The following is a 15,485-nucleotide window of genomic DNA, read 5'->3' as shown; positions in this document are numbered from 1 at the left end:
GACTGGTGATTGGTGATTGGTGATTGGTGACTGGTGATTGGTGACTGGGGAAGATTAATAAGCCAATAACTAATGACTAATAACTAATGACTAATAACTAATAACTAATGACTAATGACTAATGACTAATGACTAATAACATCTATATAAGTACCCAGGCAAAATTAATTGCACATAGTTATTGAAGAAAAAATCTCTGTAAACCTTACCTGTTCCCTGTTCCCTTGCTTCGGCTACGCTCAGCACAAGGTTCCCTGTTCCCTGTTCCCTCTCCTAACTATGAAATTTATTTTGCACGACTACTTATTAATTATTGCGGCTTTGTTAGATTACCTAATTGGTGATCCTTGGGGTTGGCCTCATCCCGTGCGAGTGATGGGTTGGTTAATTTCTGGTTTAAGTAAATTTTTTCTGCAACACTGTCAAAGTTCTCAAATACAACGTCTAGCTGGAATTGTACTTGCTATTATCCTCATTATTGGCAGCGGTTTATCTGGTTGGTTAATAGTTCAAATTGCTAGATGGTTACATCCATTTTTAGGAATTGTGGTGGAGAGCATTTTTTTAGCTAGTTGTTTTGCTCTTCATAGTTTGCGGAAAGCTGCTTTAGATGTTATCCAACCTTTAACAAAAGGTAACTTAGAATCAGCACGACAGATTTTAAGTAATTATGTAGGTCGGGATACGGAAAATCTCTCAGAAACAGAGGTTTTACGAGCAGTTCTGGAAACGGTGACAGAAAATGCTACTGATGGGGTCATGGCTCCTTTGTTTTATGCAATTGTGGGTGGATTAATACCATTGGTTGGACCTGTTCCTTTAGCACTAGCATATAAAGCCAGTAGTACCTTAGATTCAATGGTAGGTTATCGAGAAGCACCTTATACTTATATTGGTTGGTTCAGTGCTAAGTTAGAAGACTGTTTAACTTGGTTTCCTTGTCGGTTAACAGTGATGACTTTGGGATTTTTATCAATTAAACCTTTATATGTTTGGCGTATTTGTCGTCGGGATGCTATTCAAGATCCAAGTCCTAATTCTGGTTGGAGCGAGTGCGCCTATGCTGCTATTTTAGGTGTGCAGATGGGAGGTATAAACTGGTATCGTGGAGTAGCTAAACATAAACCACTCTTGGGAGATGCTATTTATCCCATTACCCCAACTTCGATTTCCCAAGCTTTACAATTAACTCGATATTCGTTTTTACTGTGGTTGGGGGTAGGAATATTGTTAATTTTATGAATAGGGAATAGGTATATTGAATTTAAAATTTAGAATTTATTTCTTCCCAATCACCAATCACCAATCACCAATCACCAATCACCAATCACCATGTCTACCAAAGTAGTTGAAATTCTCTCATCTGAAGAACTGCGTCGTACTTTAACACGTCTCGCGTCTCAAATGGTGGAACGGACGCGAGATTTGTCACAATTGGTACTTTTGGGTATTCATACTAGAGGTGTGCCGTTAGCCAATTTATTGGCACGTCAAATAGAAACTCTTGAAGGTATCAGTGTGGATGTGGGAGCATTAGATATTACATTCTATCGTGATGATTTAGATAAAATTGGTTTAAGAACTCCAGCGAAAACCGATATACCTTTTGACTTGACGGGGAAAACTGTTGTTTTGGTAGATGATGTCATTTTCAAAGGTAGGACAATTCGTGCGGCTTTAAATGCAGTTAATGAGTATGGTAGACCAGAGGTGATTCGTTTGGCTGTATTAGTAGATAGGGGTCATCGGGAATTACCTATTCATCCTGATTTTGTGGGTAAAAAATTGCCTACTGCTAAGGAAGAAATTGTAAAAGTTTATTTACAAGATGAGGATGGAAGGGATGCAGTGGAGTTAATTGGTAATTGAATTTGATTGGTGAATGGTGATTGGTGAATGGTGATTGGTGATTGGTGATTGGTGATTGGTGATTGGTGATTGGTGATTGCTGATTGGTGATTGGTGATTGCTGATTGGTGATTGGGAATAATATTTATTACCTATTACCTATTACCTATTACCTATTACCTATTACCTATTAACTGCGCTAATAGTTTGTAATAATTGAGTTGCTGTAAAAGGTTTGCACAAAAAAGCTTTTACACCCATATCATAAACTGCGTTAACTTTATCGCTGGGAGCTAGTCCGCTAACAGCAATAATTTTGATATTGGGATTAATTTTTTTCAGGGTACGGATGCTGGTGAGTCCATCCATTGATGGCATGAATATATCAGTTAAAACTAAGGCTATTTTATCACGATGTTCTACATATAAGGCAATAGCTTCAATACCATCACGGGCAGTAATTACTTGATAATTATAGCTTTCAAGTGATGTTTTTGTAATTTCACAAATAGCAGATTCATCATCGACAACTAATATCATTTCTCCATTACCTTGCGGTAAAGATATTTCAGTTTCTTCTATAATTTCGGTTGTATCTTGTGCTGGTAAATAGATTTTAAATTGACTGCCTTTTTTTTCTTCACTATAAACATTGATAAAACCACCATGACTTTTGACAATTCCCAATACTGTAGAAAGACCTAAACCAGTACCTTGTCCAAATTCTTTGGTAGTAAAAAATGGTTCAAATATCCGGTCTATCATCGTAGATTTAATACCAATTCCTGTATCAGTCACAGTAATGACAACATAAGGTTTAGCTTGAGCATCAATGTGGATTTGGGCGTAATTTTCATCAACTAAAAGATTTTCGGCAGTGATTGTTAATGTACCACCGTTGGGCATAGCATCACGGGCATTAACACATAAATTCATTAACACTTGATGTAATTGAGTAGCATCACCAGATACAGTCCAAAGATTTTGGGGAATTTGGGTGATAACTTCCATGTTTTTAGGAAATGTTTCTTGAATAATTTGCTGAATTTCAATGAGTAAATGTTTGAGTTGTAAAAGAGTGCGATCGCCATCCATTCCCTTAGCAAAAGATAATACTTGTTTAACTAAATTTGCACCGCGTTTAGCATTGCTAATTAATATAGGTATTAGTCGTCGAGCGCGTTCGTCCTTCACTTGAGTTTCCAAAATTTGCGCTGTCATTAAAATAGGTGCGAGGACATTATTTAAATCGTGGGCAATACCACTAGCTAAAGTGCCTATACTTTCTAGTCTTTGGGTGCGGAGAAATTGCTGTTCTAATTGCTTTTTTTGGGTAATATCAGTGTTAACAACTAAAATAGATTGGGGCTTGTTTCCAAATGCGGGTACTAAAGTCCAACGACTAGCAACGATTATTGTTTTACCACATTTGCTAATTTGCTCCAGTTCTCCTTCCCAAGAACCATGTTTAAGGAGTATTTTTAATGCTTCTGAAATTTGAGAAAAAATTTTTTCTGGACAAAGATGCTGGATTTTTTTTGTCAGGGCTTCTTCTGGACTCCAACCATATAGATGTTCAGCGGCTTTGTTCCAAAATAAAATTTTGTCATCTAAATCACCTACAAAGATAGCGTCTGTAGCGACATCAAGTAAAGCTGCTTGTTGGCGAATTTTGTGTTCTGTTTGTTTGCGTTCAAGGGCGTAGCGGATTGAACGTTCTAATAAAGGTGCAGTTAATTGACTTTTTTCTAAATAATCGGCTGCTCCGGTTTTCATAGCTTCCAAATCTATTTCTCGATCTCCTTGACCTGTAAGTAAAATAAAAGGACAATTACAACCATTATGAATAGCTTCACTCAACAGTTCTAAACCATTATCTGCCCCTAAACGATAATCTACTAAATAGATATCATGTTGGTGTCGAGCGATCGCTTCCCTAGCTAATTGATAACTTTCCACCCATTCTAACTCACAACCAGTTACTTGAAATTCCCGAAACCAATCACGAGTTAGAATATAATCATCTTCATCATCATCAATTAACAAAACTTTAATGAGTCTGTCATTCATGATCGCCTCTTACTGCTTATAGGGGCAGTTCTACAATTTCAAACCAGTATTTTCCTATAGTTTTCATCACCTCAACTAAGGATGTGAAATTTCCAGGTTTTTGAATAAAGGAATTTGCCCCTAAATTGTATGTATTATATATATCTTCTTCTGTGTTAGAACTTGTCATGACTATAACGGGAATGATCCGGTGTTGGGGGTGATTTTTAAGTTCTTTTAGTACCTCCAATCCATGTTTTTTCGGCATATTTAAATCCAGGAAAATTAAACCTGGTCGCGGTGCTTTATTCACATCAGTATACAAGCCACGATGAGATAAATAATCCATCAATTCTTCACCATCCTTGACGATATGTAGTTTGATAGGCAATCGGCTTTCTAGCAAAGCATCATGAACTAATAAGCTATCATCATCGTCGTCATCAGCCATTAAAATGGTGACTTTTGGTTGCCGATCTTTCACTCCTAATGTCTCCTTTTTACTCATTACAAGTATTAATTAATTATTCAATTATTCCTAAGCATTCAGTTGTATTTTTCAGCCGCTTGCTGAGGACTGACTGCCCTGGGTTGAATGCTGACAATGATCGAATTGCCTGCAACTGCTGCCCACATTTGTACAATTAACATCATTTTGGGGTGTAGTAGTAATCCATCTCTGGGAGGAAAAATTAGAGATGAGAATTAATTGGTAAGGTAATAATAAATTTTGCTCCTTGTCCTGGTTGACTTTTTGCTGTAATAGTACCGTGATGGCGTTCAGTAATTTTGCGACAGATAGCTAAACCGATGCCCGTACCTTCGTATTCACTGCGACTATGCAACCTTTGAAAAACATTGAAAATGCGGTCAAGATATTTTTCTGGAAAACCAATACCATTATCTTCAACAATAATTTGATAATAGGTGTTACCAACGGATAAATCATCAATATCATTGTTGAAAAATTGACCATATATTTTGATCACGGGTGGTTGATTTGGACGATGAAACTTGAGGGCATTACCAATGAGATTTTGCAGTAATTGACGCATTTGTAAAGGATCACCTTGAATAATAGGTAATTCCCCTATTTCAATTTGTCCTCTAGTTTGCTGGATACTTACTTCTAAATCAGATAATACTTCTTGGGCAATTTGTGTTAAATTTACTGCTACATAAGGCTGCGCTCTAGTTGTGACTCGTGAAAGTGTCAATAAGCCTTCAATTAATGTTTCCATTCTCAAGGCTGCATTTTGCATTCGTTGTAAATAATCTCTTCCCTGTTCACTTAAAAATTCTCCACAAGTGACTTGCAACCTTTCACCAAATGTTTTAATTTTCCGCAGTGGTTCTTGTAAATCGTGAGAAGCAATAAAAGCAAATTGTTGCAGTTCTTCGTTAGAACGAGCTAGTTCTTGTCGTTGCTTGGTTTCTTGTTCTAAAATCAAACTTTGTGCTAAAGCTATAGCAATTTGATCTGCAAGTTGTCGCAAGAGTCCAATTTCCCAGTTAGTCCATTGACGGGTATGTAAACATTGATGGGCAACTAGCAAACCCCAAAATTGATTTTGGCGAAAAATAGGAACGACAAGGTTAGCTTTAACTGCAAATTGTTGCAGAAATTCTACATGACAGGGTTGAATCTCTGCTTTCTCGATGTCGCTAATAGCACTAATTCGCCCCTGACTGTATTGTTGGATATAATTTTCACTGAAACAAGGATCATTAATTTTCTGTCCGAGAACAACAGGTAAACCGGGAACTACAGCTTCTTTGACTGCGAGGAAAGAACCATTCCCATTCAGTTGTAAAATTAATACTCGATCTGCTTGGAGTAGCTTTTGTACTTCGGTAACGCTGGTTTGGAGGATATCCTCTATTTGTAAAGATTGCCGAATTTTCAGGGTGATATTGGCGAATAATTGCGATCGCAAGTTTTGTCTTTGTAATTCTGCTTCGGCTCGTTTGCGATCAGTCATATCCATCATGAACCCAATCATCCGCACTGGTTTATTTGTTTGGTCTTGAACAATATAACCACGGTCAAAAATATAGGCATAAGTACCATCTCTACGCAAAAAGCGGTATTCATTCGACCAAAATTGTTTATTACTATCAATTACAGCACGTAAATCAGAATTAATTCGTTGTCTATCATCTGGATGTATTTTTTCACGCCACCAATTTACATCTAAATACAATTCTTCGGATGTATAACCAAAAAGTGACTGTACTGATTGATTCCACCATACTTGATTGGTGAGTAAATCCCAATCTCTCAACACATCATTAGTAGCCAGTGCAACTATTTTAAATCTTTCTTCACTTTTTTTGATTGCTTCTTTTATTCTTTGATGCTCAATTTGTTTACGCTTAGTAATATCCATAGATACCCCACATATTTGTAAGGGTACTCCTGATAAGTCTTTTCTCACTGCACCTTTACTAGCTAACCAGCGAATACTACCATCAGCCAAAACTACACGAAATTCAATTTCAAATGCTTCTCCGTCTTCAATAACTTTTTGATAAGTGCGGTTCACCAATTCTCGATCCTGGCTATGAATGCAGTTTAAAATAGTTTGATATGTGTGATGATAATGATCTTTATCTAAACCAAAAACACTTTCCAGATTATCCGATATGGTAATTTTATTGGTTGGGATATCGAAAGTCCAGATGCTGATGCCAGTTGCTTCTAATACCATCCTAATTTGTGTTTCCCAGTGATGCACTTGCTCACTTTGTCCTGGTATTTTTTTAGTCATTGAAAATCCGTTCTCCATTGCCAGTAGGCAGCTGATCGCTTTATAATAACGACAATTTTTAACAACTACTTAGGGGTTGCTGAGAAAGTCTTTCCGTGAGGGCATAGGAGTCAGGAGTCAGGAGTCAGGAGTCAGGAGGAGATTGGAAAATTTCTTTGCCATCTCTTGAAATCCCAAAAAATGCACACTTTTTCCGGTATACCCTTCAAAACCCTTGCACTAATTTCTGTGTTTATCAGCCTCTAACCTTTGATATATCAAGGTTTTAGGTTTATTCAGCAAACCCTACTTACGTAAAATTGCATAAAAATTAGTTATGAAAACTCCATGTCTCCTGACCAAACCCAAAGCTGAAGATAGTTTTGGCATTACCTTGGCTCCATTATTTCTTGAGGAAATATATACCAAAGCCGATGATCCAGCTAATGGTGCAGTAGTAGTAATGAGTGGGATGGTTCGTAATCAAACAGATGGTAAAGCTGTGGTAGCTTTAGAGTATCAAGCTTATGAACCGATGGCTTTACAGGTATTTTATCAAATTGCCACTGATATTCGCAGCCAATGGCCGGATGTGAATCGAGTAGTCATATATCATCGGATCGGGCGGTTAAAAATTGGGGAAATTAGTGTTTTAGTAGCCGTGGGATGTCCCCATCGCAGTGAGGCGTTTGCAGCTTGTCAGTATGCTATTGATACTCTTAAACACAATGCACCAATTTGGAAAAAAGAACATTGGCAAGATGGTTCTAGTTCCTGGGTAAGTATTGGTGCTTGTGAACAAGAATGTTGAGGTTTTTTCGGTTAAGCCCAAAAAATCTCATGAGGGGATGCTGAATAAATATTACCATCTTGCATCCTGCTATAATTAGCAAAAGATTTTGTTAAGTATCTTAACAAGTAGAGAGCTTTTTGTTGCAATCATTTACATTATTTCAGTTTGTAACTATTTTGTGTAACCTCAAGGAATATGCCTTTAGACTAATGACGATATGGACATCATTCAGACAGGAATAAAGGCAAATGTGTTTAGTAAACTTCTTTTGTCATGAGTTTGTAGTTGCTGTTTCTGCCGTAGCTTGTATGGTTGGTTTGTTGTTGCTGTGGGATAGTAAACAAGAAACCAGTGAAGCACAAGTAACAGAAGAAACGCTGTTGAGAATGAGTTTTAGTTATTGGTTAGTTTACTGTCTTGCTTTTGGCATTGAGAAAATGGTTTTACCCCATTGGGAAGGTTTAACCATGACTCTAAAAATTACTACAGCTTTGTCATATTTTTTAACATTTTCTTGTATTTTAAGTTTGCCATTACATAAATTTGCTGTACATGAAGTTGAAGAATAGTCAAACATCAAAAGAGGAGCTTTTTAAACTCCTCTCCTGATTATTTGTGATCTTCATGAAATTTTCATAGCCACAGCGATCGCATTTTCCAATTGATCCTGTGATAACTGAGTGAGAACAAAAACCTCTTGCACTGTTTTACCCTGGCGTGCAATAACTTTATAACCCCCACGAATGGGTACAGACACGCGCAATTTCATTTGTGGCGCATGACCTTTAACTCTACCAATTACAGCAGGTGTGACAGTAGTGACCCCATGCTGTTGACACAACCGTTCTAAAATAGGAATGAGTCCGGGAAGGTGGGTAGAATGATTCCAAACAAGTCTACCATCAGTGGGTTTACTCATGATGGTTTACGCAGCTTCCAGAGGTGCCATTGTTAACCCAGCGCGGCGCAACTGTTGATGATATAGTTCTGCTGGTTCTTGGGGACCTACCCAAACTATGGCTTGTCCTTCATAATGTACTTGGTTAGTTAGTTCCCAAGCGCGATCGCTCGACATTCCCGGAATATACTTCACTAAACATTCAGCCACGTGCTGAAAAGTATTGAAATCATCATTTAAGACAATCACCTTATAATTAGGATAGGTTTTCCGAGTAACTTGACTCACCCGATCCGGTGTTACAGTTGGTGCTGAGGCCATTCCATAAACAGTTGCAAGTCTTGTCTCCATAAATAAACTACATTTTCCCAAAAAACACTTCAAATATCTAGTTTAATTGGAAAGAGGTGACAGGTGACAGGTGACAGGTGACAGGTGACTGGTGACAGTGAAGAAAATGATAAGCTTTTCACAGAGATTCCCATTCTTCCCTGGTAATATTAGCTTGACGTAAGATTCGACCCAATAAACTAGGACTGATATCAGCTTGATGAGGGTTGGGAATTGTGAGCAAGTCCTAAGTTGACAATTTCATAGACAAAACTATACTTGTATTGACAAAAATCAATTTAATCATATATTGATGTTTGCCACCAGGAAATAGTCCATCAAAACCCAAAATTTTGGGATAATTAATTAGATCACGCCGCTTAACTGGACCCCAAGGAGGCATTAAGCTACCTCCTGATTAATATTAATATTAATATTAATATTAATATCAATATCATCTAAAATTGGTAAAGTATGACCTAGACGCAACCCTAAAATTATCCAACCTTCCAGAGTATTTTGTAACTCTTCCCTACAATTCTCTAAAGTTGTACTATTTGCCCATACACCAGAACATTCGGGAATTTCTGCGTAAAAAGTCCCATCTTCCAACAACTCATAAGTTGCTTTGTGCATTGCTTTGTGAATGTAATCTATTAACATTGCTGATGTTTTACAAAAAAATACTTCAAATATCTAGTTTACTTTATGGTTGGGTTGAGAATTGACAGCAGTTAAGCAAGACTACAATAAAGAATATATAAACTAATAACAGGTGAAAAATGAACACCTTTGAATTATATACAACAGACTTTCATGCTTGGACTCAAGAACAAGTTAATTTACTCAAAACTCAACAATGGCATACATTAGATACTGTGAACCTCATTGAAGAACTGGAAACCTTGGGAAGAAAAGAAAGACAAGAATTGAGAAATAGACTAGCAGTGTTGTTAGGACATCTATTAAAATGGCAATTTCAAGCCGAAAAACGTACTAACAGTTGGTTGAGTACAATTAAAGAACAACGTATTCAAATTAAACTACTTTTAGAAGATAGTCCTAGTCTAAAACCCTATTTAGAGGAAATGTTTCTCACAGCTTATGAACTCGGTTTAGCATTAGCAATACGGGAAACTCAACTTGGGGAAAAAGTATTTCCAGAAATATGTCCTTACACCTGCGAACAAACCCTCAACTCGGAATTTTTACCAGAATAGGTGACTTGTGACTGGTGTCTGGGAAAATACAAATAATTTCTCCCCATTACCCCACTTATCGCCATTTTTCCCAATTTTGATTAAAAATAGAAGTATCAGGAAAAGCAGTAGGATTACCGTTTTTCTCTAAAATACCTTTTAAAACCTGTAATTTTGGTTCTAATCTCGGTAAATCATCAACTAACTGATAAGGTGCTATATTTTCCTTCAATGCAAAACTAGCTACAGTTCCCGCAGCAGCACCAGCAGACCATTCAAAAGAATGCACCCGATAAGCAGCAGCAGCTATGTGACTGGTAGCAATACTTTTACCCCCTACTAATAAATTATCAATTTTTTGGGGAATCATTGCTCTCAGGGCAATTTGAAAAGGATAAGCGTTACCTGCACCCCGTCTTTCTCCCGGACGTTCTATATTACCAGGTGCTTCTGGTGGACTGTTCAACATACAGGGGTGAAAGTCTATAGCGTAGTGACCGATACCCACAGCATCCGGGAAAATAGTGGAACGGCGACGCTTTCTTGCGTTATTTGGACTGACTTCACCCCTAATTACTAATATTGCTTCTATACCTGCTAGTGTCGCTTTTAACTGACGGTACATATCTGCGGGCAGAGTTTTCCGGTAATATTCATCATGATAATTATGGCGAGAAATATCAACTTCCCAAATACCAAACCCTTGGGGTTGTCCCCAACTGGGACGGCCAATAATGCGTCTTCCTTCACGCATATAAGGATATTTTGATAAACCAGATGCAGTTCCCATTGGTGAATTTATACCAGTTAATAAACGGTTATTCGGGTGGGTTTGTTTCACATTTGCACCGAGTTGAGAGTCAGTAGTTCCCGCGACTAACCAGTAATAATAAGCCAGAGCTTTTTCCTCTCCTTTACGGAGGGTTTCGGTTCTTAGTCCTCCTTTCCAGCCACCGGGTTGTAATTGACCAGTAGCTTGTAATTGTTGACGAGTATAAATTAAATTATCCTGTGCTGTTCCTGGTCGGTAGTCATTACCCCAAGTCCAGTTTTGCATAGATATATCCCCTGGTGTAGGAATTGTAAAATTAATACCACCGAATCTAGTTTGTTTACCTTTTTGGGGACTCCAAATACGACGATAGGTAAAAACTAAATCAAAATTGGCTAATCTTGATAGTTCATAACTAAAATATGGGGCATATTGATGATAAAATGGGGGCATGATTTGGGGTTGTGGTTCTTTAGTTGCCTCCATTGCAAAAGTATATGTAAAACCTTGGGTACAATAGGGATCATTTGTAGTGCTAGAAGATGAAGGTTCGAGATAGGAAATCGGATCAATTCCTAAACGATAAGGTACATCAGCTAAGGCGATAATTTCCCCGGTTTCACTGGCATCTATAACGTACCATTGATTATTATTTTTCTGTGATTGTTGGGGTAGAAAATGAATGATGGTTTTATTAAACCGGGAGGAATTTTGATAACTATAAGCATCTTCTATGGTTTGGGAAAGGGTGAATGTGTTTAAAGGTGGTGCGTTTTTTGCTGGTTGATGTTGAATGGCGATCGCACTATTGATAATTTTACCATCTGCACTAATTTGTAAATCTTTAATTACCGTATTTGGGAATAAATGTAATTTTCCTCGACCCTGTTTTTCTACATCTTTCAACATTTGGGAAATGATATTATGAGCATCACGGGGAAGAAAACAGGAGTCACTTACCCAACAGTCACCGGGGTTAAGTTGATGATATTTTTGTTGTATGCGGTTTCGTAATTCTAAATATCCACGAGAATAGAATTGTTTTTCTCTTTGAGTTGGTCTTTCATCTAACGCAGATGTACCTTGAGAGGAAATTTGTCCCCCTAACCAGTCGGTTATTTCTGTTAAACAAACTGTGCGTCCTGCGAGTAAACTTTCGTAAGCTGTCGCAACTCCAGAAAGTCCACCACCGACAATTAAAATTTCACAGTTGACGGTTTTATCTGGGTTTCTGGGTGGGGTTGCGGTGACGGAATAGGGTGTGAGGAATGTGGTTAGTAAGGTGATGCTGATGAGTTGGTGACAAGCCTTTTTTTGTCTATTTTTCATGGTTGATGCACTTTTGTAAACATACTGAATAATAAACTAAAGGAAATTTTACAGATTTTTCAATCTATTGAATAATCAAGTATTAAAAATTCTCTTACTAGCAATCTGACAATAATCTTCATTAATATCAATACCAATAAATTTACGTCCTTTCTTCATCGCAACTAAACCCACAGTACCAGAACCAAAAAAAGGATCAAGAACTATTCCCCCCTCAGATGAACCTGCTAAAATACAAGGTTCTATTAACTGTTCTGGAAACACGGCAAAATGTGCATCTCTAAATTTAGATAAAGGAACTTCCCAAACAGTCCGCTTATTTCTTCCTTTAGGGTGAAACGCTTGATCCCATCTACCATTATGTAAATTAGAATTACCTGCATTTTTACCCTGTTCTGGAGTTCCCCCTTTTTTACCTAAATGATTTCTTCCACCCCGCATTTTACTATTTTCAGAAAAAGTTACATGAGGTTCACGAATAGCATCAGCATCATAGTAATACTTTGAACTTTTCGCCAATAAAAAAATATATTCGTGGTCAGTTGTAAGCTGTCATGCAGCTAAACTGTATAATCTTAATATTCTTAAGTCTTGTGGAACAGGCATCTTGCCTGTTAACCTTATATAAATTAAATGCACAACAGCTTAGGACGATTTTTCACAGAAGATGGCATAGCATTAGGTTTATACCAAATAATATCTGACCTTAAAATCCATCCTCTTTCTTTTAATGCTAATGCTAATTTCCAAGGTAAACCCGCTAAATTTCCATCTATATATTTATCCCCTACATTTAACCACAGTGTACCATCTTCTTTTAATACTCTTTTGATTTCATCAAATATTTCTAAAAGTCGGTTTATATATTCATCTGCACTTTCTTCAATCCCAATTTGTTTTTCTTTACCATAATCACGCTGTCCATAATAAGGGGGACTGGTGACAACTGTTTGTACTAATGAATCTGGCAGTTTTTTCAGAGCATCTAAAGCTTCTCCGTTAATGAGAAAATTAGCTTGCTCAAAATTAACTTCATCAATATCTGCGGTTTTGATGATTAACTTTCGATCTACATCGGCAAACAATGGAAGATTAGCAGTGATATAATCCAACACAGAATTTACTTAATTTTTCAGTAGTAATTATATTTATCATAAACTATTAACAATACAACATCAAGTAAAGGCTAAGATTTTTTATTTGTCTTATGACTGCGAATAACTGCTAATTTAACTTCTACTAATGCTGCTTCCTTTGGAGTTAGTTCCAAAAATTCTGCAACTGTTCCCACTTTCCAACCTTTAGCTTCTAGACGTTCCTGCTTTGATTTTTCCATATTTTTATCCTGATGATATTACTGGTATGACATAATTATGGTAAAATAAAATAACAGAAATGTAAACCAAACTGCACGATCAACATGGAACACACCAAAATTTCTATTCCTGTAGATGCTGCAATAGCACAGGCTTACACAAAATTATCTGAAGAAGAACCAAAAAAGATACAATTTCTCTTAGCTTTACGCATAAAAAATTTATTAGATGAACCCTCTATTTCCCTGAGTCACTTAATGGATGAAATCGGCACAAAAGCAGAAGCAAGAGGATTAAATTCTGAAATTTTAAATGATTTACTAAATGACGAATAATGCCAGGTCAATTATCACACCTCAAACATTTATCAGCCAACTATAGTCAAAATTTTTATAATTTTATACACTTTTTATACACTTTCATCAAACACCAAGCTGATTGAGAGATACCTTGTTTGACCCTAATCTGCTAATATCAAACAACCAGTCCGAAAACCAGTTACCCTAAATTGATAATCTATCATAGACATACCACCGCAAAAAACAACCTTACAGATAGGGAAAGTGCCATGAACAGCAAAAACCCCATTTTTTCAAAAAAAGCTTTAAAAATCGCCATTTTATTATCACCATTACTGTTATCTACAGGGTTTTGGGGTGGAAAACTGCAACTATCCGCTACTGCTCAGGTATTATCGAATCAGGAACGGGAAGAATTAACCAGACTGCGACAAGAAAACCGCCTTCAAAAGCAAGTACAGTCAGACTTTGAGCGTGCTTTTACCCGCACGAATACCCTACTTAATATTTGGTTAACGATTTTAAGTTTATTTCCTGTGGTTTTAATTGCTACTTTATGGTTATTGCGGAAAGCTATAATTAAGGATATTGTTGACCGTTCAATGCAGCAGGTACAAGGAATAGAAAAGTTGCAAACTCAATTAATTAATGTTAGTCAAGATTCTGAAAATTTGATTAAAACTTCTCAAAGTCTCACTCAGGAATTAGCACAGGAAGTTAATAGACTGAAAACCGCAATTCAAGGTGAAGAGGAAAATTTATCTATTCTTTTATCTGATTTACCAAAATCAAAACAGGAATTTCTCACAGCTTTAGAACGTGAAGTTGAATCTGCTCAAGAGAATATCAGCGATTTAGAATTTAGGTTAAATACTCAATTAGAACAAGTCACTTTATCTGCTCAACAACAAAAAATCACCATTGAAAATGTCAGAAAATTAGAAGCTGAGTTAGTTTCTCAATTTAAGCAAATGAAGTCAGCAGTGGAAAATCAAAAAGATGCTGCTGTTAATGATATTGAAACAACCCGTTCTCAGTTAATATCTCAACTTCAGGGTTTAGAATCGGCAACTCTACAACAAAAAGAAGAAACTTTTGAAAGTATAGCACAATCACGCTCAGATTTTACTGATCAGTTATTTCACTTTCAGTCCGATGCTCAACATCAAACAGATATTTTTATTGAGAATTTGTCAAAATTAAATAATCTGTTTAAATCCCAACTTGCTGAATTACAAACTGATGCTCAAAATCAACAAGGTGGTTTATTTGATAATTTAAATAAATTACAGCTTGACTTTTCTCAGCAACTATCATTATTACAAAATGCTGCTCAAATTCGTCAACAGGAAATCATTGATAATTTAGCAAAATCGGGTAATGAGTTTATTTCCCAATTGTCTGATGTTTACAGTGATATCGAGGAAGATATTCAACAACAGAAATCACAAATTTTACAGGGTTTACAAAATCTAGAATCTGAGTCTCTTAAACAAATTAGAGAATTACAAAATGTAGCGGAATTGCGTCAACAGCAAATAGTTGAGAATTTAGAAAAATCAGGTGATGAGTTTATTTCTCAGTTTGCTGATATTCAAACCGATATTCAAAAACAAAAATCACAGATTTTACAGAATTTACAAAAGTTAGAATCTGAATCTATTGAGCAGATTAGGATTTTACCAAATGTAGCGGAAGTGCGTCAACAGCAAATAGTTGAGAATTTAGAAAAATCAGGTGATGAGTTTATTTCTCAGTTTGCTGATATTCAAACTGATATTCAAAAACAAAAATCACAGATTTTACAGAATTTACAAAAGTTAGAATCTGAATCTATTGAGCAGATTAGGATTTTACCAAATGTAGCGGAAGTGCGTCAACAGCAAATAGTTGAGAATTTAG

Annotated in this window: 16 protein-coding genes and 1 pseudogene; 7 read left to right on the top strand and 10 right to left on the bottom strand. The window is 36.5% G+C overall.

Annotated features, from left to right (window positions below):
• Positions 1 to 291: 291 nt before the first annotated feature.
• Together cbiB and pyrR are read left to right on the top strand one after the other, a co-directional pair.
• Positions 292 to 1,242, top strand: a complete 951-nt coding sequence (gene cbiB / locus FFR48_RS17440; RefSeq protein WP_236104096.1) for an adenosylcobinamide-phosphate synthase CbiB — start codon at positions 292 to 294, stop codon at positions 1,240 to 1,242.
• 90 nt (positions 1,243 to 1,332) lie between these two features.
• On the top strand, positions 1,333 to 1,869 hold the full coding sequence (gene pyrR / locus FFR48_RS17435; protein ID WP_096571490.1) for a bifunctional pyr operon transcriptional regulator/uracil phosphoribosyltransferase PyrR: 537 nt from the start codon (positions 1,333 to 1,335) through the stop codon (positions 1,867 to 1,869).
• A 162-nt stretch (positions 1,870 to 2,031) separates the two neighbouring features.
• On the opposite strand, the gene FFR48_RS17430 is transcribed toward pyrR, so the two are convergent.
• The 3 genes from FFR48_RS17430 to FFR48_RS17420 all read right to left on the bottom strand — a co-directional run bounded on the left by FFR48_RS17430 (position 2,032) and on the right by FFR48_RS17420 (position 6,668).
• The gene (locus FFR48_RS17430) at positions 2,032 to 3,918 is read right to left on the bottom strand and encodes a hybrid sensor histidine kinase/response regulator (protein ID WP_137668246.1); all 1,887 of its coding nucleotides are present in this window, start codon (positions 3,916 to 3,918) and stop codon (positions 2,032 to 2,034) included.
• Between the two features lie 16 nt (positions 3,919 to 3,934).
• Positions 3,935 to 4,381 carry a response regulator gene (locus tag FFR48_RS17425; RefSeq protein WP_137668245.1) on the bottom strand — a complete coding sequence of 149 codons (447 nt, stop codon included), beginning with the start codon at positions 4,379 to 4,381 and terminating at the stop codon, positions 3,935 to 3,937.
• 208 nt (positions 4,382 to 4,589) lie between these two features.
• Positions 4,590 to 6,668: a PAS domain-containing sensor histidine kinase gene (locus FFR48_RS17420; RefSeq protein WP_137668244.1), complete on the bottom strand. Its 2,079-nt coding sequence runs from the start codon at positions 6,666 to 6,668 to the stop codon at positions 4,590 to 4,592.
• 316 nt (positions 6,669 to 6,984) lie between these two features.
• Here FFR48_RS17420 and FFR48_RS17415 point away from each other — a divergent pair, with 316 nt between their 5' ends.
• Together FFR48_RS17415 and FFR48_RS17410 are read left to right on the top strand one after the other, a co-directional pair.
• On the top strand, positions 6,985 to 7,458 hold the full coding sequence (locus tag FFR48_RS17415) for a molybdenum cofactor biosynthesis protein MoaE (RefSeq protein ID WP_137668243.1): 474 nt from the start codon (positions 6,985 to 6,987) through the stop codon (positions 7,456 to 7,458).
• A 230-nt stretch (positions 7,459 to 7,688) separates the two neighbouring features.
• Positions 7,689 to 8,009 carry a hypothetical protein gene (locus FFR48_RS17410; RefSeq protein WP_096571498.1) on the top strand — a complete coding sequence of 107 codons (321 nt, stop codon included), beginning with the start codon at positions 7,689 to 7,691 and terminating at the stop codon, positions 8,007 to 8,009.
• A gap of 53 nt (positions 8,010 to 8,062) precedes the next feature.
• Here FFR48_RS17410 and FFR48_RS17405 read toward each other — a convergent pair whose 3' ends face one another.
• The 3 genes from FFR48_RS17405 to FFR48_RS17395 all read right to left on the bottom strand — a co-directional run bounded on the left by FFR48_RS17405 (position 8,063) and on the right by FFR48_RS17395 (position 9,331).
• Positions 8,063 to 8,359: a DUF2103 domain-containing protein gene (locus tag FFR48_RS17405; RefSeq protein ID WP_096571500.1), complete on the bottom strand. Its 297-nt coding sequence runs from the start codon at positions 8,357 to 8,359 to the stop codon at positions 8,063 to 8,065.
• Positions 8,360 to 8,365: 6 nt separating this feature from the next.
• A complete protein-coding gene (clpS, locus tag FFR48_RS17400) occupies positions 8,366 to 8,689 on the bottom strand; it encodes an ATP-dependent Clp protease adapter ClpS (protein ID WP_137668242.1) in 324 nt (107 codons plus the stop codon).
• A gap of 381 nt (positions 8,690 to 9,070) precedes the next feature.
• A complete protein-coding gene (locus tag FFR48_RS17395) occupies positions 9,071 to 9,331 on the bottom strand; it encodes a type II toxin-antitoxin system HicB family antitoxin (protein WP_137668241.1) in 261 nt (86 codons plus the stop codon).
• Positions 9,332 to 9,450: 119 nt separating this feature from the next.
• Here FFR48_RS17395 and FFR48_RS17390 point away from each other — a divergent pair, with 119 nt between their 5' ends.
• Complete coding sequence (locus FFR48_RS17390; protein WP_096571504.1) at positions 9,451 to 9,888, top strand: DUF29 domain-containing protein; 438 nt, start codon at positions 9,451 to 9,453, stop codon at positions 9,886 to 9,888.
• 55 nt (positions 9,889 to 9,943) lie between these two features.
• Here the strand turns inward: FFR48_RS17390 and FFR48_RS17385 are convergent, their stop codons facing one another.
• From FFR48_RS17385 to FFR48_RS17370, 4 genes and pseudogenes are all read right to left on the bottom strand, one after another.
• The gene (locus FFR48_RS17385) at positions 9,944 to 11,968 is read right to left on the bottom strand and encodes an FAD-dependent oxidoreductase (RefSeq protein ID WP_137668240.1); all 2,025 of its coding nucleotides are present in this window, start codon (positions 11,966 to 11,968) and stop codon (positions 9,944 to 9,946) included.
• Positions 11,969 to 12,043: 75 nt separating this feature from the next.
• Positions 12,044 to 12,505 (bottom strand): annotated as a pseudogene (locus FFR48_RS30160) (DNA-methyltransferase); the annotation flags it as partial.
• Positions 12,506 to 12,597: 92 nt separating this feature from the next.
• Positions 12,598 to 13,083, bottom strand: a complete 486-nt coding sequence (locus tag FFR48_RS30155; RefSeq protein ID WP_137668239.1) for a DNA-methyltransferase — start codon at positions 13,081 to 13,083, stop codon at positions 12,598 to 12,600.
• Between the two features lie 71 nt (positions 13,084 to 13,154).
• Positions 13,155 to 13,304 carry a hypothetical protein gene (locus FFR48_RS17370; protein WP_162501912.1) on the bottom strand — a complete coding sequence of 50 codons (150 nt, stop codon included), beginning with the start codon at positions 13,302 to 13,304 and terminating at the stop codon, positions 13,155 to 13,157.
• 84 nt (positions 13,305 to 13,388) lie between these two features.
• On the opposite strand from FFR48_RS17370, the gene FFR48_RS17365 reads away from it, so the two are divergent.
• Both FFR48_RS17365 and FFR48_RS17360 read left to right on the top strand, forming a co-directional pair.
• Positions 13,389 to 13,619 (top strand): hypothetical protein, encoded by a 231-nt coding sequence (locus tag FFR48_RS17365; RefSeq protein ID WP_096571514.1) that lies wholly within the window; start codon positions 13,389 to 13,391, stop codon positions 13,617 to 13,619.
• Positions 13,620 to 13,852: 233 nt separating this feature from the next.
• Positions 13,853 to 15,485 (top strand): coiled-coil domain-containing protein (locus FFR48_RS17360; protein ID WP_137668238.1); only part of this gene is annotated, 1,633 nt, incomplete at its 3' end.

Origin of the sequence: Sphaerospermopsis reniformis, assembly GCF_005402885.1 — a bacterium.
GTDB lineage: Bacteria > Cyanobacteriota > Cyanobacteriia > Cyanobacteriales > Nostocaceae > Sphaerospermopsis > Sphaerospermopsis kisseleviana.
This window is presented reverse-complemented; position numbering and strand designations above follow the sequence as displayed.